Origin of the sequence: Streptomyces sp. NPDC001904 (assembly GCF_040297005.1) — a bacterium.
Classification (GTDB): Bacteria; Actinomycetota; Actinomycetes; order Streptomycetales; family Streptomycetaceae; genus Streptomyces.
Map to the genome: position 1 here is coordinate 1 of NZ_JBEOYI010000029.1, position 16,325 is coordinate 16,325.

At 72.6% G+C, this 16,325-nt stretch carries 19 protein-coding genes; 5 read left to right on the top strand and 14 right to left on the bottom strand.

Annotation, left to right across the window (positions count from 1 at the left end; genetic code table 11):
* Nucleotides 1-139: 139 nt before the first annotated feature.
* Both groL and groES read right to left on the bottom strand, forming a co-directional pair.
* The gene (groL, locus tag ABT127_RS32835) at nucleotides 140-1,768 is read right to left on the bottom strand and encodes a chaperonin GroEL (protein ID WP_351458123.1); all 1,629 of its coding nucleotides are present in this window, start codon (nucleotides 1,766-1,768) and stop codon (nucleotides 140-142) included.
* 155 nt (nucleotides 1,769-1,923) lie between these two features.
* On the bottom strand, nucleotides 1,924-2,232 hold the full coding sequence (gene groES, locus ABT127_RS32840) for a co-chaperone GroES (protein ID WP_017239619.1): 309 nt from the start codon (nucleotides 2,230-2,232) through the stop codon (nucleotides 1,924-1,926).
* A gap of 367 nt (nucleotides 2,233-2,599) precedes the next feature.
* On the opposite strand from groES, the gene ABT127_RS32845 reads away from it, so the two are divergent.
* Nucleotides 2,600-2,908 carry a hypothetical protein gene (locus tag ABT127_RS32845; protein ID WP_351458126.1) on the top strand — a complete coding sequence of 103 codons (309 nt, stop codon included), beginning with the start codon at nucleotides 2,600-2,602 and terminating at the stop codon, nucleotides 2,906-2,908.
* Here the strand turns inward: ABT127_RS32845 and ABT127_RS32850 are convergent.
* The gene (locus ABT127_RS32850; RefSeq protein WP_502971820.1) at nucleotides 2,899-3,768 is read right to left on the bottom strand and encodes a polysaccharide deacetylase family protein; all 870 of its coding nucleotides are present in this window, start codon (nucleotides 3,766-3,768) and stop codon (nucleotides 2,899-2,901) included. The genes ABT127_RS32845 and ABT127_RS32850 overlap by 10 nt on opposite strands.
* Nucleotides 3,765-4,697, bottom strand: a complete 933-nt coding sequence (locus ABT127_RS32855; RefSeq protein WP_351458129.1) for a polysaccharide deacetylase family protein — start codon at nucleotides 4,695-4,697, stop codon at nucleotides 3,765-3,767. The genes ABT127_RS32850 and ABT127_RS32855 overlap by 4 nt, the downstream gene beginning before the upstream one ends.
* 83 nt (nucleotides 4,698-4,780) lie before the next feature.
* Here ABT127_RS32855 and ABT127_RS32860 point away from each other — a divergent pair, with 83 nt between their 5' ends.
* Nucleotides 4,781-5,968, top strand: coding sequence for a class I SAM-dependent methyltransferase (locus ABT127_RS32860; RefSeq protein ID WP_351458132.1), 1,188 nt, complete (start codon nucleotides 4,781-4,783; stop codon nucleotides 5,966-5,968).
* Nucleotides 5,969-6,069: 101 nt separating this feature from the next.
* On the opposite strand, the gene ABT127_RS32865 is transcribed toward ABT127_RS32860, so the two are convergent.
* The 5 genes from ABT127_RS32865 to tsaB form a co-directional block, all read right to left on the bottom strand.
* On the bottom strand, nucleotides 6,070-7,107 hold the full coding sequence (locus ABT127_RS32865) for an LCP family protein (protein ID WP_351458135.1): 1,038 nt from the start codon (nucleotides 7,105-7,107) through the stop codon (nucleotides 6,070-6,072).
* A 129-nt stretch (nucleotides 7,108-7,236) separates the two neighbouring features.
* A complete protein-coding gene (locus tag ABT127_RS32870) occupies nucleotides 7,237-7,485 on the bottom strand; it encodes a hypothetical protein (RefSeq protein WP_351458138.1) in 249 nt (82 codons plus the stop codon).
* On the bottom strand, nucleotides 7,482-8,591 hold the full coding sequence (gene tsaD / locus ABT127_RS32875) for a tRNA (adenosine(37)-N6)-threonylcarbamoyltransferase complex transferase subunit TsaD (protein WP_351458145.1): 1,110 nt from the start codon (nucleotides 8,589-8,591) through the stop codon (nucleotides 7,482-7,484). Before tsaD ends, ABT127_RS32870 begins: the two co-directional genes overlap by 4 nt.
* On the bottom strand, nucleotides 8,584-9,051 hold the full coding sequence (gene rimI, locus ABT127_RS32880; RefSeq protein ID WP_351458345.1) for a ribosomal protein S18-alanine N-acetyltransferase: 468 nt from the start codon (nucleotides 9,049-9,051) through the stop codon (nucleotides 8,584-8,586). The genes tsaD and rimI overlap by 8 nt, the downstream gene beginning before the upstream one ends.
* A 26-nt stretch (nucleotides 9,052-9,077) precedes the next feature.
* Nucleotides 9,078-9,731 (bottom strand): tRNA (adenosine(37)-N6)-threonylcarbamoyltransferase complex dimerization subunit type 1 TsaB, encoded by a 654-nt coding sequence (gene tsaB, locus ABT127_RS32885; protein ID WP_351458148.1) that lies wholly within the window; start codon nucleotides 9,729-9,731, stop codon nucleotides 9,078-9,080.
* A 119-nt stretch (nucleotides 9,732-9,850) separates the two neighbouring features.
* Here tsaB and ABT127_RS32890 point away from each other — a divergent pair, with 119 nt between their 5' ends.
* Complete coding sequence (locus ABT127_RS32890) at nucleotides 9,851-10,402, top strand: hypothetical protein (RefSeq protein WP_351458151.1); 552 nt, start codon at nucleotides 9,851-9,853, stop codon at nucleotides 10,400-10,402.
* Here the strand turns inward: ABT127_RS32890 and ABT127_RS32895 are convergent.
* The 5 genes from ABT127_RS32895 to ABT127_RS32915 form a co-directional block, all read right to left on the bottom strand.
* Nucleotides 10,399-10,581, bottom strand: a complete 183-nt coding sequence (locus ABT127_RS32895; RefSeq protein ID WP_351458154.1) for a hypothetical protein — start codon at nucleotides 10,579-10,581, stop codon at nucleotides 10,399-10,401. The two genes, ABT127_RS32890 and ABT127_RS32895, sit on opposite strands and share 4 nt — an antisense overlap.
* 134 nt (nucleotides 10,582-10,715) lie before the next feature.
* Nucleotides 10,716-11,279 carry a tRNA (adenosine(37)-N6)-threonylcarbamoyltransferase complex ATPase subunit type 1 TsaE gene (gene tsaE / locus ABT127_RS32900; protein WP_351458157.1) on the bottom strand — a complete coding sequence of 188 codons (564 nt, stop codon included), beginning with the start codon at nucleotides 11,277-11,279 and terminating at the stop codon, nucleotides 10,716-10,718.
* Entirely contained in the window at nucleotides 11,242-12,480 is a 1,239-nt protein-coding gene (locus ABT127_RS32905; protein ID WP_351458160.1) for an alpha/beta fold hydrolase, read from the bottom strand. The genes tsaE and ABT127_RS32905 overlap by 38 nt, the downstream gene beginning before the upstream one ends.
* A 73-nt stretch (nucleotides 12,481-12,553) precedes the next feature.
* A complete protein-coding gene (gene alr / locus ABT127_RS32910; RefSeq protein WP_351458163.1) occupies nucleotides 12,554-13,747 on the bottom strand; it encodes an alanine racemase in 1,194 nt (397 codons plus the stop codon).
* Between the two features lie 56 nt (nucleotides 13,748-13,803).
* The gene (locus tag ABT127_RS32915; protein ID WP_351458166.1) at nucleotides 13,804-14,760 is read right to left on the bottom strand and encodes a L,D-transpeptidase family protein; all 957 of its coding nucleotides are present in this window, start codon (nucleotides 14,758-14,760) and stop codon (nucleotides 13,804-13,806) included.
* A 149-nt stretch (nucleotides 14,761-14,909) separates the two neighbouring features.
* On the opposite strand from ABT127_RS32915, the gene ABT127_RS32920 reads away from it, so the two are divergent.
* Together ABT127_RS32920 and ABT127_RS32925 are read left to right on the top strand one after the other, a co-directional pair.
* The gene (locus ABT127_RS32920; RefSeq protein ID WP_351458348.1) at nucleotides 14,910-15,488 is read left to right on the top strand and encodes a TetR/AcrR family transcriptional regulator; all 579 of its coding nucleotides are present in this window, start codon (nucleotides 14,910-14,912) and stop codon (nucleotides 15,486-15,488) included.
* 2 nt (nucleotides 15,489-15,490) lie between these two features.
* A complete protein-coding gene (locus tag ABT127_RS32925; RefSeq protein WP_351458169.1) occupies nucleotides 15,491-16,324 on the top strand; it encodes an alpha/beta fold hydrolase in 834 nt (277 codons plus the stop codon).
* Nucleotide 16,325 lies beyond the last annotated feature (1 nt).

A 16,325-nucleotide genomic window follows, 5' to 3' on the forward strand; every position in this document is an offset into this window, starting at 1 on the left:
GCCCCTGAAAGGCCTGCGGCCTTCAGGGGCGCGGGGAACTGCGCGACCAGCCACGACGCGACCTGCGCCCGACCACGCACCCGAAAAGCCCTGAGGCCCGCCCCCCGAACCGGGAGACGGGCCTCAGGAGAAGCTCGGGTCAGTGCGAGTGACCGTGGCCGTGGCCGTGACCGGCGTCGGCCTCGTCCTCGGCCGGCTTCTCGACGACGAGGGTCTCGGTCGTCAGGAGCAGCGAAGCGATCGACGCGGCGTTCTCCAGCGCGGAGCGCGTCACCTTGACCGGGTCGATGACGCCGGCCTTGACCAGGTCGCCGTACTCGCCGGTGGCGGCGTTGTAGCCCTGGCCCTTCTCCATCTCCTTGACCTTGGAGACGATGACGTAGCCCTCCTGGCCGGCGTTCTCACCGATCCAGCGGAGCGGCTCGACGACGGCGTTGCGGACGACGGCGACGCCGGTGGCCTCGTCGCCCTCCTTGCCGAGGGAGCCCTCGAGGACCTTGGAGGCGTGCACCAGAGCGGAGCCACCACCGGAGACGATGCCCTCCTCGACCGCGGCGCGGGTCGCGGAGATGGCGTCCTCCAGACGGTGCTTCTTCTCCTTGAGCTCGACCTCGGTCGCGGCACCGACCTTGATCACGCAGACGCCGCCGGCCAGCTTCGCGAGGCGCTCCTGGAGCTTCTCGCGGTCCCAGTCGGAGTCCGTGTTCTCGATCTCGGCCTTGATCTGGTTGACGCGGCCCTCGACGTCGGCCTTGTTGCCGCCACCGTCGACGATCGTGGTGTCGTCCTTGGTGATGGTCACGCGGCGCGCGGAGCCGAGGACGTCCAGACCGGCCTGGTCGAGCTTGAGGCCGACCTCTTCGGCGATGACGGTGGCACCGGTGAGGGTGGCCATGTCCTGCAGCATCGCCTTGCGGCGGTCGCCGAAGCCCGGGGCCTTGACCGCGACGGCGTTGAACGTGCCGCGGATCTTGTTCACGACCAGGGTCGACAGGGCCTCGCCCTCGACGTCCTCGGCGATGATGAGGAGGGGCTTGGAGCCGCCGGCCTGGATGACCTTCTCCAGGAGCGGGAGCAGGTCCTGGATGGACCCGATCTTGCCCTGGTGGATCAGGATGTACGGGTCGTCGAGGACGGCCTCCATACGCTCCTGGTCGGTGACGAAGTACGGGGACAGGTAGCCCTTGTCGAAGGCCATGCCCTCGGTGAAGTCCAGCTCCAGACCGAAGGTGTTGGACTCCTCGACGGTGATGACACCGTCCTTGCCGACCTTGTCCATCGCCTCGGCGATGAGCTCGCCGACCTGCGAGTCCTGGGCGGACAGACCGGCGACGGCCGCGATGTCGGACTTCTCGTCGATCGGGCGGGCCGTGGCCAGCAGGTCCTCGGAGATGGCCTTGACGGCGGCGTCGATGCCCTTCTTCAGGGCGGCCGGGGAGGCACCGGCGGCGACGTTGCGCAGACCCTCGCGGACCAGGGCCTGGGCGAGCACGGTGGCGGTGGTGGTGCCGTCACCCGCGATGTCGTTGGTCTTGGTCGCCACCTCCTTCACCAGCTGGGCGCCGAGGTTCTCGTACGGGTCCTCGATCTCGACCTCACGGGCGATCGTGACACCGTCGTTGGTGATGGTGGGGGCGCCGAACTTCTTGTCGATGACGACGTTGCGGCCGCGGGGGCCGATCGTCACCTTCACCGTGTCGGCAAGCTTGTTGACGCCGCGCTCAAGGGCGCGACGGGCGTCCTCGTCGAACTTCAGGATCTTCGCCATGGGAGCGTTTCAGCCCTCTCGGAAAACTAGGGTGAAGCTTGGTGTGAAAACGAACCGCGCCCCCGACCCCGGCTGATGTGAATCGCGGGTGCCAGGGGCGCAGATCGAAAGCTGAAGCTATGTCGCTTCGGTGAAGCCGGTAATCCGGAAGCGGACTACTTCTCGACGATCGCGAGCACGTCGCGGGCCGAGAGGACGAGGTACTCCTCGCCGTTGTACTTGACTTCGGTGCCGCCGTACTTGCTGTACAGCACGATGTCGCCGGTCTTCACGTCGAGCGGAAGACGCTCGCCGTTCTCGAAGCGGCCCGGGCCCACGGCGAGGACGACGCCCTCCTGGGGCTTCTCCTTCGCGGTGTCCGGGATGACCAGGCCAGAGGCGGTGGTCTGCTCGGCGTCGAGCGGCTGGACCACAATGCGGTCCTCGAGCGGCTTGATGGCAACCTTGGAGCTGGTGGTCGTCACGATCCGACCTCCCCCTTCGGAGATCTCACGGGGTTAACTGTCTGAGGTGGCGACCAGGTGGATCCGTCGTCGCGGGTGCCGGACCTGCCCGTCGCTGTTGGCACTCTCCTACGGCGAGTGCCAGAGCCGAGACTATGACCGCGATTAGCACTCGGTCAAGCGGACTGCTAATCGAGCTCTCCGCGCGGCGCTCTTCCGTCCCTCTCGCACACCCTCCCCGGAGGCCTCCCGTAGGCCCCCGAAGGCCTCCGGCCGGGCACGGATCGGTCTCGGTCGGGGAACGTACGGGTGGAGCCCACGGTTCCGTACGAGAGTCCTGGCATGACCGGTCACCAGCGCACTCCGCCGTTCCCCGGGGGCCGCTGACATGGAGCGGCCGGACGACGACTGGTTCGCGGGCGGCTGCCTGGTGGCCCTCGTCCTGCTCCTGGAGGCCGCCTACCTGGCTCTCGTGGTGTTCAGCCTGGCCCTTCAGGGCCTCGGCGGCGCGGACCCGGAGCGGGTGGCGCCGGACCGGACCGAGGTGTGGCTCTGGTGCGGCGGTGCGGCGGCGGCGCTGTTCTTCGGGGCCGTGTTCCTGTGGCTGCGGCGCCCGTGGGCCGCGTCGGTCCAGCTGTTCGCCGCCGCGTGGGCGGCGACCCTGGCGGCCGCCGCCTGGCAGCGGGTTCAGACGTAGTCCTCCAGCCGGGCCACCGTGAACCCCTGCTCCTGGACCCGCCGCAGCATCCGCGAGGTCATCTCCGTCAGGGTCGTGCCCTTCAGGTCGGCGGGGCCGCGGAAGTGGGCCAGGATGATGTCGCCGGGGCGCAGCCGGTCCCCGTCGGCGTAGCGGAGGTCGTTGATCTGCATCGAGGCGCGCCACAGGACGATCGCGTCGATGCCGCAGTCGGCGGCCGCGCGCAGGGTGTCGGCGTCGTAGTCCCCGTAGGGCGGGCGGAACAGCCGCGGGGCCGACCCGAAGCGGGACTTGAGCCGGGTCTGCTGGCCGCAGATCTCGGCGTGCTGGTCGACGTAGCCCCGGCCGGGCAGGAAGGGATGGGTCAGGGTGTGGTTCTCCACCTGGGCGCCCAGCCGCCGCAGCCGGCCGAAGTGGTCGTAGCCGGTGGCCGCGGCGGAGTCGGCGAGGAACATGGAGATCGGCAGCCGCAGCTCGCGGACCATGTCGACGAACCGGGGATCCTTCTCGGCGCCGTCGTCGAAGGTCAGGAAGACGACCTTGTCGCGGGTGGGTACGTGGTCGATGACCGGCGGCACCCTGCCGGGGGCGCGGGCCGCGAGCGCCCGGTGCGGCCGGGGAGCCGGGGCCAGCGGGGCGGTCAGGCCCCAGCGGCGGTGGGCGTCCACGTCCGGGGCGGGGGCACCGGCCGCCGCGGGCGGGTCGGACCTGCGGACCTTCTGCGCCGCCTTGCGGCCCATCCGCTCGATCGGGTCGACGGACTGCGCGCACCCGGTGAGCAGCGTGGCGGCCAGCGCGCAGGCGATCGCCGCCCGCGCCCCCGGCCGCCGGAGACCGCCCCCCGCCCATGGAGCTGTCACAGGTAGTCCTCCAGGCGTGCCACCGCGTACCCCTTGCCGGTGACGTACTTCATGAACGTACGGATCATGTCGGGCATCGTGCCCTTCCAGTCCTCGCGACCCCGGAAATGCGTGAGGATGATGTCGCCCGGATGGATGTCGCGGTCCCACTCGCGGTAGTCCATTCGGTCCACGAAGACCTCGGCGTTCCAGATGGGCGCGTACTTCACCCCGCAGGACTTGGCGGCCTTCAAGGTGGCCTGGTTGTAGTTGCCGTAGGGCGGGCGGAAGAGGGTGGGGCGCTTGCCGTAGCGCTTCTCGATGACGTCCTGCATGCCGCAGATCTCGCGCTTCTGTCCCGCGTAGGACAGGCCCGGCAGGTAGGGGTGGGTCAGCGTGTGGTTGTTCAGGCTCACCCCGGCCTTCTGCATCGTCCTGAAGTAGCCGTAGTCCTCCTTGGCGAGGTAGTCGCTGAGGAAGGCGGTGTACGGGATCTTCAGCTCGCTCATCATCCGCACGAACGCCGGGTCCTTCTCGGCGCCGTCGTCGATCGTGAGGAAGACGATCTTCTGCTTGGTGGGGATCGTCGTGAAGACGGGCGGCAGGCCGAGTTCCTTCTGCCCGTCGACCTCGAAGCCCTTGCGCGGCTCGATGTGCGGCTTGTGCGCGGGCGGGGCCGGCGCGGTCAGCGGCGGCGCGGCCAGGCCCCAGCGCCTGGCCGCCGCGACGACGCGGGTGCGTTCGGCCTTGAGGCGGGTGGCGTACGAGTCGAGGGCCTGGGCCGGCGGGGCCTTCAGCGGCTGCTGACCGGGGGCCGGGCGCACGGCCGTGCTGTCGCCGCCGCCCGCGGCGCAGCCGGAGGCGAGGGCGCAGGCCGCGAGGACGGCGACGGAGAGCCGTCTCACCGTCCACCTTCTGCCGCTTTTTTCGTTTTGTCGTACTAGTTGCATGGCGCCGGATCTTTGCAGCTCAACGCCCTGGCCGGGGGCCGACACCACCGCCGTGCACGGGATCGTCCACCGACTGGCGGACAATGGGCCGGGTGAACGACCCCGCCTCCTTCGCCGCCCTGCTCACCGACGAGGGCCGCGCCCTGCTCGACGCCCTGCGCGACCACGACCCGGCCCAGGAACTCGCGCTCGCCACCCGGCTGCGCCGCGAGCACCCGGCCGACCTCGTCTCGGCCGCGCTCGCCCAGGCCCGGCTGCGGCAGCGGGCGGTGGCGAAGTTCGGCGCGCAGGACGCGGCCCGGATGTACTTCACGGCGAACGGCGTCGAGCAGGCGACCCGGACCAGCGTGGCCGCGTACCGCGCGGCGCGCTTCGAGCAGCTGGGCGTACGGTCCGTCGCCGATCTGTGCTGCGGCATCGGCGGCGACGCGATCGCGCTGGCCCGCGCGGGGATCTCCGTCCTCGCCGTGGACCGCGACCCGCTGACCTGCGCCGTGGCCCGGGCCAACGCCGGGGCGCTGGGGCTGGGCGAGCTGATCGAGGTGCGGGAGGCGGATGTCACGGAGGTGGACACGTCCGCGTACGACGCCGTGTTCGTGGACCCCGCGCGCCGGGGCGGCCGCGGGCGCATCTTCGACCCCGAGGCCTACTCCCCTCCCCTGTCCTGGGCCGTCGCCGCCGCGCTGAAGGCGCCCCGGGCGGCCCTGAAGATCGCGCCCGGCATCCCGCACGAGGCGATCCCGGACGCGGCCGACGCCGAGTGGATCTCGGACGGGGGTGACGTGAAGGAGGCCGTGCTGTGGTTCGGGACCGACCCCGGGAGGATGCGGGCCACCCTGCTGCCGGGCCCGCGGGAGCTGGCCGGGCGCGGCCTGCCGGACCCTCATGTACGCCCGGTGGGGCGGTACTTGTACGAGCCCGACGGCGCCGTCATCCGGGCCCATCTGGTCGCCGAGGTGGCCGAGCAGGTCGGCGGCGGGCTGCTCGACGAGACCATCGCGTACGTCACGGCGGACGAACTGCGGCCGACGCCGTACGCGGCCGCGTACGAGATCACCGACCAACTCCCCTTCAACGTGAAGAAGTTGAAGGTGCTGCTGCGCGAGCGCGGGGTCGGGGTGCTCACCGTGAAGAAGCGCGGGTCGGCCGTGGAGCCGGAGGAACTGCGGCGCAAGGTCATGCCGAAGCCCTACGGGAAGGCGTCGGCGACGGTGTTCCTGACACGGGTGGCGGGGGCGCCGACCATGCTGGTGGGCCGGAGCGCCCGCTGAGGTCACGGGGCCGGGTCACGTACCACTGGCCGCGCGCCGAGCCGTGGCGGCAGTCGTTCGGGGAGTTCACCCCGGGGAGCAGGACGGTCGCGCTCGGCGCGCTAGCGCAGTGACTCCCAGAGGTCCTTGGCCTCCGGTTCGTCGGCCACCACCCGGTTGCGGTCGGACGGCGCCGGCACCACGGGCATCATCACCGTCTTCACGGAGTCGCCGGACAGGTCCTGGAGGCTGCGCGCCAGGCCCGACAGCTTGCTCAGCGAGTCGAGGCCGGTGTCCGTGGTGAGGGCGCCCGTCGCCGCGTCGGCGACCTTGTAGAGGCGGGCCGGGCTGGTGAGCAGGCCGGAGGCCGACACCTCGTCCGCCAGCGCCTTCACCAGCTGCTGCTGGAGCTTGATGCGGCCCAGGTCGCTGCCGTCGCCGACGCCGTGCCGGGTCCGGGCGAAGGCCAGGGCGGTCGTACCGTCGAGATGGTGCGGGCCGGCCTCCAGATGGAGCTGGCTGAGGTCGTCGTCGATGTCCTCGTCGGTGGTGATGTCGACACCGCCGAGCGCGTCGACGAGCTTCGCGAAGCCCGCGAAGTCGACCTCCAGGTAGTGGTCCATGCGCACGCCGGTCATGGTCTCGACGGTCTTCACCGCGCAGACCGGACCGCCCAGCGAGTAGGCGCTGTTGAACATGACGTCGTACGCGACCGCCGTCGTCCCGCCGGACTCCGTCGGGCACGAGGGGCGCTGTACGAGGGTGTCGCGCGGGATGCTGACGACGGTCGCCTCGGACCGGTCGGCGTTCAGGTGCAGCACCATCGCCGTGTCGGACCGCGCGCCGCCGCTGTCGCCGCCGCCGAGCTTCTTGTTCTCCTTGCCCGAGCGCGAGTCCGAGCCGAGGACGAGGACGTTCAGGACGCCCTTCTCGACCGGTTCCTGCGACGCGGAGGCCGACGGCGAGGGCGAGGGACCCGTCCCGTCGGCGCGGGCCGGGCGGTTGTCGCCGAGCGCGCTGTCGATGTCGACGCTGCGGATGTTGTGGTCCAGGTGCCAGTACACCCAGCCGGCGCCGGCACCGCCGACCACGAGGGCGCAGCCGAGCACGACACCGGCGACCTTCACCGCACGCCCACGGAACCGTTTCTTCTCAGTCACTCAGGGAACGTAAGTCCGAATTATTACAGCGGTAAACCTCTCGCCCCGACTCTTCGGAAAATCTCAGAAAATCTCGGATACACACCACCGCGAAACAGCCCTTATCGGGCCACCTCGCCGGACCGCGGCTCAGGCGGTCTCGAACCGCCAGCGGTGCACCGCCCGCGTCACCAGGGCGCCGTCCGGCTCGGGCAGTTCGGGGAGTTCGGCGTCGTACGCGGCCTCCCACCAGGTGATGACGAGGACCCGGTCCTGGGGCGCCCGCAGCGTCTCGCGGCGCACCGGCTCGCGCGCCAGGGGCTGCGCCTTGGCCCAGGCGAGCAGTGCGTCACCGCGTCCGGCGACCGCCCGGGCCTCCCACATCAGGGCGACGCTCACGAGTAGAGGTTCTCCTTGCTCACCTCGTGCACGTGGTCGTGGCCGTGGTGGTGCCCGTGGCCGTGGCCGGGCACGTGCGTCTCGGTCACCGGCAGCGACGAGTCGGCCGACAGGTCCCACGAGGAGGCCTCCCGGTTCCTGGCCACCATCTCGGCGCCCAGCGCGGCGACCATCGCGCCGTTGTCCGTGCACAGCTTGGGGCGCGGCACCCGCAGCCGGATCCCGGCCCGCTCGCAGCGCTCCTGGGCGAGGGCGCGCAGCCGCGAGTTGGCCGCGACGCCGCCGCCGATCATCAGGTGGTCGACGCCCTCGTCCTTGCAGGCGCGGACGGCCTTGCGGGTCAGCACGTCGACGACGGCCTCCTGGAAGGACGCCGAGACGTCCCGCACCGGCACGTCCTCACCGGCGGCCCGCCTGGCCTCGATCCAGCGGGCCACGGCGGTCTTGAGCCCGGAGAAGGAGAAGTCGTACGCGGGATCGCGCGGGCCCGTCAGACCGCGAGGGAAGGAGATCGCGTTCGGGTCGCCCTCCTTGGCGTACCGGTCGATGACCGGGCCGCCGGGGAAGCCGAGGTTGAGCACGCGCGCGATCTTGTCGAACGCCTCCCCCGCCGCGTCGTCGATGGTCGCGCCGAGCGGGCGCACGTCGGAGGTGATGTCGGCGGACAGCAGCAGCGACGAGTGACCGCCGGAGACCAGCAGCGCCATCGTCGGCTCGGGCAGCTTGCCGTGCTCCAGCTGGTCGACGCAGATGTGCGAGGCGAGGTGGTTGACGCCGTAGAGCGGCTTGTCGAGCGCGTACGCGTACGCCTTCGCGGCTGAGACGCCGACGAGCAGCGCGCCCGCGAGCCCGGGGCCCGCGGTGACGGAGATGCCGTCGAGGTCCTTGGCGGTCACCCCGGCGTCCTTCAGGGCGCGCTGGATCGTCGGGACCATCGCCTCCAGGTGCGCGCGGGAGGCGACCTCGGGGACGACGCCGCCGAAGCGGGCGTGCTCGTCGACGCTGGAGGCGACGGCGTCGGCGAGCAGGGTGGTGCCGCGGACGATGCCGACGCCGGTCTCGTCGCAGGAGGTCTCGATGCCGAGGACGAGGGGTTCGTCAGCCATGGTTCTTCTCTTCTGTCTCGGGCGTGGTGGTCAGGCGCATCACGAGGGCGTCCACGTTGCCCGGCTGGTAGTAGCCGCGGCGGAAGCCGATCGGCTCGAAGCCGAAACGCTCGTAGAGCTTCTGCGCCCGGGTGTTGTCGACGCGCACCTCGAGCATCACCTCGGCGACCTCGAAGGCGGTGGCGTGCCGCAGCAGTTCGGTGAGCAGCCGGGCGCCGAGCCCGCTGCCCCACTGGTCGCGGGCGACGGCGATGGTCTGGATGTCCGCCAGGTCCGCGGAGGCGGCGACCCCGCCGTAGCCGAGCAGCCGGTCGCCGTCGTACGCGACGACGTACCGCCGCGTCGACCCGACCCCGCGCGCGTGCGCGAGCTCGGACCAGAACATGCCGCGCGACCAGGCGTCGTCCGGGAAGAGGTCCTTCTCCAGGGCGAGCACCGGGTCGATGTCCCACCAGCGCATCTCGCGGATGTCGACGTCCACAGTGGTCACTGGGGGGTGACCACCTTGTAGTTCTTGGGGACCTGCGCGTCGGGCCTGCGCAGGTACAGCGGCCGGGGCTCCAGCAGTTCCTCGCCCGCGGCCAGCTTCTCGGCGGCCAGCGCGGCGAGGGCGGCGGCGCTGACGTGCTCGGGGGCGTGCGCGTCCGGGAAGACCTCGGGGTAGAGCAGCGCGCCCGCGCCGACGGCGGGCACCCCCGCGACCTGCTCGGCGATGTCGGCGGGCCGGTCGACGGCGGCCTCGGTGACACGGGTGCGCGGGTTCTCGTAGCGCGCCCAGTACACCTCCTTGCGCCGGGCGTCGGTGGCGACGACGAACGGGCCCTCCACCTGGGCCTCGAAGGCGAGCCCGTCCAGCGTGCACACGCCGTGCACGGGCACGTCGAGGGCGAGCCCGAAGGTGTCGGCGGTCATCAGCCCGACGCGCAGTCCGGTGTACGGTCCCGGGCCGACGCCCACGACGATCCCGGTGACGGCGTCGAGCTTCAGCCCGGCCTCCTGGAGCACCCGGTCGACGGCGGGCAGCAGCAGCTCCCCGTGTCTGCGGGCGTCCACCTGGCTCGACTCCGCGACGACGGAGGAGCCGTCGTGCAGGGCGACGGTGACGGCGGGGGTGGCGGTATCCACAGCGAGCAACAGCACGCGAACAGCCTACGACCACACAAGAGCGGACACGTCCGGACCGCCCACAACCAGGGGAGCGACTGCTCCCGGCTGCTACCGTCACCGGGAGCAGTCGAACACCGAGAGGCAGGCACCTGGTGGCACGGAGCAGCACCGGATTCGTGACCGCGCTGACCGCGGGCGCGCTCGCCGTGGTCGGCTTCCTCGCCTACCAGGCATCGGCCAGCGCGCCGGCCGACCTCGGCTCGCCGAAGTCCTCGTCGTCGTCCTCCTCCTCGTCCGCCTCCCCGAAGAAGAAGGCGGACCCGAAGGCGCTCCCCGCGCAGTCCGGCAAGGGCGAGCGGGTGGTCTACGCGCTGGACGCGGACCGCGTCTGGCTGGTGGGCGCGGGCGGCAAGGTGCAGCGCACGTACGAGGTGACGCCCGGCACGGTCGACCCGGCGCCCGGCAAGTACACGGTGAACTCGCGCTCGGGGGCGATCCCGGGCACGGACGGCACGCCGGTCGAGCACGTGGTGCGGTTCGCCAGTGCGAACGGGGTGGTGATCGGGTTCAGCGCCGCCGTCGACGGCTCCACGCCCGAGCCCGACCCGACGAAGCAGACCGGCGGCATCCGCGAGTCGCGGGCCGACGGCAACGCGATGTGGGAGTTCGCCACCTTCGGGCGGCTCGTCGTCGTGGTGCCCTAGCCGGACTTCTCAGCAGCGTTCGACGGCGTGCCCGCCCGGGCGGGCGGCGTCGAGACCAGGCGTGCCGCCGCGCACGAGGCCAGCAGCTCCCCCATCGACACCCCGCGCGCCACGTCCCGCCCCGCGCGCGGCAGCAGCGGCGCCGCGCGGGTCTCTACGTCACGTTCCGATGCCGACATGGACGCCTCCCGGGGCCGCCAGAGCAATCGTGGTTAGGTAGACCTAACCAAGACCGGCTTCCATGTGAACACGCCGAAGGGGCGTCGCGCAACATGTTGCCGACGCCCTGTCGGGATGTGGGGAGAAGAGGCGGTCAGCCCGCCAGCGACGGCAGGTCCGCCTCGGTCCAGCGCGCCCCGATGCCGTGCAGCGTCACCACGCGCACCTCGTCGTCGGTGTCGCCGGTGGCCCGGTCGATGAGCACGTGCAGCCGGTCGTCGGAGAGCTCCTCGACCTTGCCGTCGCCCCACTCGACGACGACCACGGAGTCCGGGAGCGAGACGTCGAGGTCCAGGTCCTCCATCTCGTCGAGACCGCCGCCGAGCCGGTAGGCGTCGACGTGCACCAGCGCCGGGCCCGCACCGAGCGGCGGGTGGACGCGGGCGATCACGAACGTCGGCGAGGTCACCGCACCGCGCACGTCCAGGCCCGCGCCGAGGCCGCGGGTCAGCGTCGTCTTGCCGGCGCCCAGCTCACCGGTGAGCATCACGAGGTCGCCGGGGCGCAGCCGTTTCGCCAGGGCGAGGCCCAGCTCCCCCATCTCGGCGGGCGAGCCGACCGTGACCGTGACGGTAGAAACAGGCGTGCCGGGAGAGGCGGGGGTCGCGGGGGTGGCGGGTTCAGCCGCCGGGTTGTGCGGTGCTGCCGGTGTCTCCATAGATCCCCACGGTAGCGGCTGCCGGTACCGCTCCCGTACGGGCCAGCAGATCGGCCAGCCGGTCCGTCACGACCTCCGGGTGCTCCAGCATCACCAGGTGCCCGGCGTCCGGCACCAGCACGAACTCGGCCTCGGGCAGCAGCTCCGCGATCGCCTCGCTGTGCCCGCTCGGCGTCACCAGGTCCTGCTCCCCCGCGAGGACGAGGACGGGCAGCCCCGCGAAGCGGCTCAGCGCGGCCGTCTTGTCGTGCTCCTGGAACGCCGGGTAGAACTCGGCGACCACGTCGATCGGCGTGCCCTCGATCATCCGCTCGGCGAACCGGGCGATCGCCGGGTCCACGTCCCGGGTCGCGAACGAGTACCGCTTGATGATCCCGGCGAACAGGTCGGCGGTGGCCCTGCGCCCCCGCTCGACCAGCTCGGCACGCTGCCCGAGGGCCTTGAGGACGCCGGGCAGGACCCGCCGCACGACGTTCACCCCGGCCACCGGGAGCCCGTAGTTCACCTCGCCGAGCCGGCCCGACGACGTGCCCACGAGCGCGGCGCCCACGACCCGGTCGCGGACCAGCTCGGGGTGCTGGTCGGCGAAGGCCATCACGGTCATGCCGCCCATGGAGTGGCCGACGAGGACGAGCGGGCCCTCGGGCGCCGCCGCGTCGACGACGGCCTTCAGGTCGCCGCCGAGGGTGTCGATGGAGACCGGCCGGCCGCTCTCCGTCTGCTCCACCCCGCGCCCGGAGCGGCCGTGGCTGCGCTGGTCCCAGTACACGCACCGCACGACACCGCGCAGGGCCGCGCGCTGGAAGTGCCAGGAGTCCTGGTTCAGGCAGTAGCCGTGGCTGAACACGACGGTGACGGGCGCGGGCGCCTTGCGGCCGAACAGGCGCCGTCTGCGGGTGCCGGTGGCGTCCTCCGGCTCCACGTCGTCGACCTCGTAGTACAGCTCGGTGCCGTCCGCGGCGTACGCCTTGCCGGGCACGCCGCGCAGTGAGCCGTAGGGCCCGGACGCGTCCAGCGCGAGCCGCGCCTTCCTGCGCATCCCGCGCCCCACGGTGAGCCGCTCCACGGCGACTCCGGCGGCGGCGCCCGCGGCGACCACCCCCACCGCGGCGCCCGCCAGGCCGGCCCGCCGCCAGCTCCCCGAGGCCGCCGCCGCTGCCTCGGTGACGGCCGCCGTGGCCTGTGCGCTGGTCTCGCTCACGTGCCGCTCCCTCGCTGTGCGCGCCGGTGCTCCGCTGTGCCGTGCTTCCCGAGTTTCCCGGACGGTCCGTGATTCACACAGTGCGGGTCCGCTCGGTCCGCACCGCGTCCGGTGTCCCGGGCGCTCCTGCGACGTAGACGCGCGGGACGCGGGAACCGATCCGCGTGACGATCTCGTACGCGATCGTGCCCGCTGCCGCCGCCCAGTCCTCGGCGGTCGGCTCTCCGGCGTCGCCGGGGCCGAACAGCACCGCCTCGTCGCCCGCGGCCGGCTCGTCGCCGCCGAGGTCGACGACGAACTGGTCCATCGCGACCCGGCCCGCGACCGTGCGCCGCTTGCCGCCGATCAGGACGGGGCCGGTGCCCGAGGCGTGCCGCGGGATGCCGTCCGCGTACCCCAGCGGCACCAGGGCGAGGGTCGTGGGGCCCGGAGTGACGTAGTGGTGCCCGTAACTGACGCCGAGGCCGCCCGGCGCGTGCTTCACGAGCGCGAGCGACGCCTTCAGGGTCATCACCGGGCGCAGCCCGAAGTCCTCCGGCGTGCCCAGCTCGGGGCTGGGCGAGATGCCGTACATGGCGATGCCCGGGCGGACCAGGTCGAAGTGGGTCTCGGGGAGGGTGAGCGTGCCCGGCGAGTTCGCGATGTGCCGCACCTCGGGGGTGACGCCCTCGCCCTCCGCGTACCCGACCATCTCGCGGAACTCGCTCAACTGGGCGGCGATGGAGGGGTGTCCGGGCTCGTCGGCGCACGCGAAGTGCGACCACAGGCCGGTGACGGTGATCAGGCCCGCCTCCTGCGCGGCGAGCGCCTCGCGCACCAGCTCCGGCCAGTCGGCGCGCAGACAGCCGCCCCGCCCGAGGCCGGTGTCGGCCTTGAGCTGGACGCGCGCGGTGCGGCCCAGCTCCCGTGCGGCGGCACTCACTTCGCGCAGCGCCCACAGGCCGCCCACCGACATGTCGAGGTCCGCCTCGATGCCCTCGCGCCAGGGCCCGCCGGGCACCCACAGCCAGCACATGATCCGGCCCTGGACACCGGCCGCGCGCAGCGCGAGGGCCTCTTCCGGGGTGGCGGTGCCGATCCACTCGGCGCCCGCCTCCTTGGCGGCGCGGGCCACCGGCAGCATCCCGTGCCCGTACGCGTCGGCCTTCACGACGGCCATGAACGCGGCCCCCGGCGCGTGCGCGCGCAGGGACCGCACATTGGCCTTGAGCGCGGCCAGGTCGATCTCGGCGCGGGCGCGAAGCGGAGCAGTCACGTTCTCGTTCATGGTGCGCCCAGTGTCTCAGAGGGGTGCGACAACTCCCCGGAGAGCCGGGCTTCGGGTCAGGTGCCGGGCTTGCGGCCCCACACGTAGACCCGGTCACCGCCCTTGAGGACGCCCCAGAGCCGCTTGGCGTCGGAGAGCCGCAGATTGACGCACCCGCGCGAGCCGGGCGGGCTGTAGACGTTGCCGTAGATGCCGTGGAACGCCTGGCCGCCGCTGAAGAACTGGCTGTACGGCATCGGGCTGTTGTACAGCGACGACCAGTGGTTCTTGTGCCGCCAGTAGACCTTGTGCCAGCCGGTGCGGGTGCGGTTGCCGGCCCGTCCGCTGCGGATCGGGACCGGCCCGTAGACGATCTTCTCGCCCTTGCTGACCCACATCAGCTGGCGCGGCAGGTCGACGCAGGCGAGCCGGTACGCGCGCGTGGGGCACTTCTTCGCCGCGTTGGGGTTCTTGCGGGCGCTGATGGCGCGCATCCGGCCCCAGGTGACGGGTCCGGCGAAACCGGCGTTCGGCCGGATGCCCTGCCGGGTCTGGAAGGCGCGGATGGCCCGGCAGTCGGCGGGCGACTGTTTTCCGTCGGCCCTGCGCTTCAGCCAGCGTTCGACCTGGCGCTGGTAGGGGCCGGTCCTCGCGGTGCAGGCGGCCGCCGCGAGCGGTCCGGGCGCACCGCCGGATCCCGCCGGGGCCGGCGCGTCGCCCGGCGGCATGTACTCGATGAGCGCGTCGGCCCCGGGCGGGGCGGGCGGCGGCTCGATCGCGTCCTCCTCGGCGCTGGGCGTGTAGACGTGCGGGGGCAGCGTCTGGTCGGGGGTGTCCTGGGGCCAGTCGCGGTGCGGGGCGAGCCGGACGCCGGGGACGAGACCGGCCTCGGGGACCGCTTCGGGGGCCGGGGCGGGCGCCGAGGTCGCGGACGGCGCCGGCGGTCCGGGGTCCGCGAGGGCCTGGCCCGCGGGCAGGGCCACGGCGAGGGCGAGCAGCGCGGCGAGTCCGCCGCGCACGGAAGTGCTGGTCATGGGCAGGAGGGAAACCCGGCGCCGCGCCCGTTCCCGGTCAGCCGCGCGGCACGTGACCCGAAAAGCGGTTGATCGGCCTACTCGCCCCTGCGTACCGTAAGCAGAAACCTAGGGGTCCTAGGCACAAGGAAAGGGGTCGTAGGAACATGATGGCCAGAGCGGGCCTGACCAGCGAGCGAGTGGTGGCCGCGGCCGCCGATCTCGCGGACACGGTCGGCTTCGAGAACATCACCATCGCGGCGCTCGCCCGCGGCTTCGGCGTGAAGGACGCCAGCCTGTACGCGCACGTCCGCAATCTCTCCGACCTGAGCACCCGGGTCGCGGTCCTCTCGGGCCTCGACCTCGCGGACCGGATCTCGGACGCGCTGGCGGGCCGCGCCGGGCGCGACGCGCTGCTCGCCTTCGCGCACGCCTACCGCACCTTCGCCCGGGAGCACCCCGGCCGGTACGCGGCGACCCAGCTGGAGCTCGACCCGTCGGCGCTCGACGACCACCCCGGCCTGCGCCGCAATCTCACCGGCCCCTACGCCCTGCTCCAGGGCTACGGCCTGACGGAACCGGCGCTGACCGACGCGGTGCGCCTGCTGCGCAGCACGTTCCACGGCTTCGTCGCCCTGGAGCTGGCGGGCGGCTTCCGGCACAGCAGGGACGTGGAGCGGTCCTGGGCGACCGCCCTGGAGGCGCTGCACGTGGCACTGTCCAACTGGCCCGGGGAAGGAGCGAGTTGACCATGGAAGGCACCTTGCGGGTGCCGGGCGCGACCCTCCACCACGAGCTCCGCGGCACCGGCCCGACCCTGCTCCTGCTGCCCGGCGCGGGCGGCGACGCGGCGGTCCTCGACCCGGTGGCCGACGCCCTGGCCGACACCTTCACGGTGCTCACCCACGACCCGCGTGGCTACTCGCGCAGCGCCCTGGACGGCCCGCACACCGAGCAGCGGGTTTCGGTCCACGCCGACGACGCGCGCCGCCTCCTGGAAGCCGTGTCACCCGGCGAACCGGCGTACGTGGCCGGGGCGTCGAGCGGCGCGATCGTCGCCCTCGACCTGCTCGCCCGTCATCCCGGCCGGGTCCGCCGGGCGGTCGCGCACGAGCCGCCGTCGTGGTCGGTGCTCCCCGACGCGGCGGAACAGCTGGCGTTCTTCGACGAGGTGCACGAGCTGTTCGCGCGGGAGGGCCTGGAGGCGGCGGGCGAGCGTTTCCTGCGCGGGATCGGCGGCGCGATGGGGGCGGCCACGTGGATGCGGGGGCCCGAACTGCCGCCCCGCACACGGGAGATGCTGCTCCGCCTGGCGGCGAACGCACCGCTGGCCGTGGAGTACGAGTACCGCAGCTTCGCCGCGTACGTCCCCGACCTCGACGCCCTCGCGGGGGTGCGGGACCGGCTGACACTCGCGTACGGCGCAGGGACCCGCCCGCATCTCCCGCACCGCCCCGCGGCCCTGATGGCCGCCCGTCTGGGCCTGGAGCCGGCGGTGTTCCCCGGCGCCCACAATGGCTGGTCCACGCACCCCGCGGAGACGGCAGACCTGCTGCGCACCCACCTCCTGGGGGACACTCGGTGAC

Excerpts from the sequence above, each read along its gene's own strand:
- groL (WP_351458123.1), bottom strand. The coding sequence starts at position 1,768 with ATGGCGAAGATCCTGAAGTTCGACGAGGACGCCCGTCGCGCCCTTGAG.
- ABT127_RS32845 (WP_351458126.1), top strand. The coding sequence starts at position 2,600 with ATGGAGCGGCCGGACGACGACTGGTTCGCGGGCGGCTGCCTGGTGGCC.
- ABT127_RS32855 (WP_351458129.1), bottom strand. The coding sequence starts at position 4,697 with ATGCAACTAGTACGACAAAACGAAAAAAGCGGCAGAAGGTGGACGGTG.
- ABT127_RS32860 (WP_351458132.1), top strand. The coding sequence starts at position 4,781 with ATGGGCCGGGTGAACGACCCCGCCTCCTTCGCCGCCCTGCTCACCGAC.
- tsaD (WP_351458145.1), bottom strand. The coding sequence starts at position 8,591 with ATGGCTGACGAACCCCTCGTCCTCGGCATCGAGACCTCCTGCGACGAG.
- rimI (WP_351458345.1), bottom strand. The coding sequence starts at position 9,051 with ATGCGCTGGTGGGACATCGACCCGGTGCTCGCCCTGGAGAAGGACCTC.
- ABT127_RS32895 (WP_351458154.1), bottom strand. The coding sequence starts at position 10,581 with ATGTCGGCATCGGAACGTGACGTAGAGACCCGCGCGGCGCCGCTGCTG.
- tsaE (WP_351458157.1), bottom strand. The coding sequence starts at position 11,279 with ATGGAGACACCGGCAGCACCGCACAACCCGGCGGCTGAACCCGCCACC.
- alr (WP_351458163.1), bottom strand. The coding sequence starts at position 13,747 with ATGAACGAGAACGTGACTGCTCCGCTTCGCGCCCGCGCCGAGATCGAC.
- ABT127_RS32915 (WP_351458166.1), bottom strand. The coding sequence starts at position 14,760 with ATGACCAGCACTTCCGTGCGCGGCGGACTCGCCGCGCTGCTCGCCCTC.
- ABT127_RS32920 (WP_351458348.1), top strand. The coding sequence starts at position 14,910 with ATGGCCAGAGCGGGCCTGACCAGCGAGCGAGTGGTGGCCGCGGCCGCC.
- ABT127_RS32925 (WP_351458169.1), top strand. The coding sequence starts at position 15,491 with ATGGAAGGCACCTTGCGGGTGCCGGGCGCGACCCTCCACCACGAGCTC.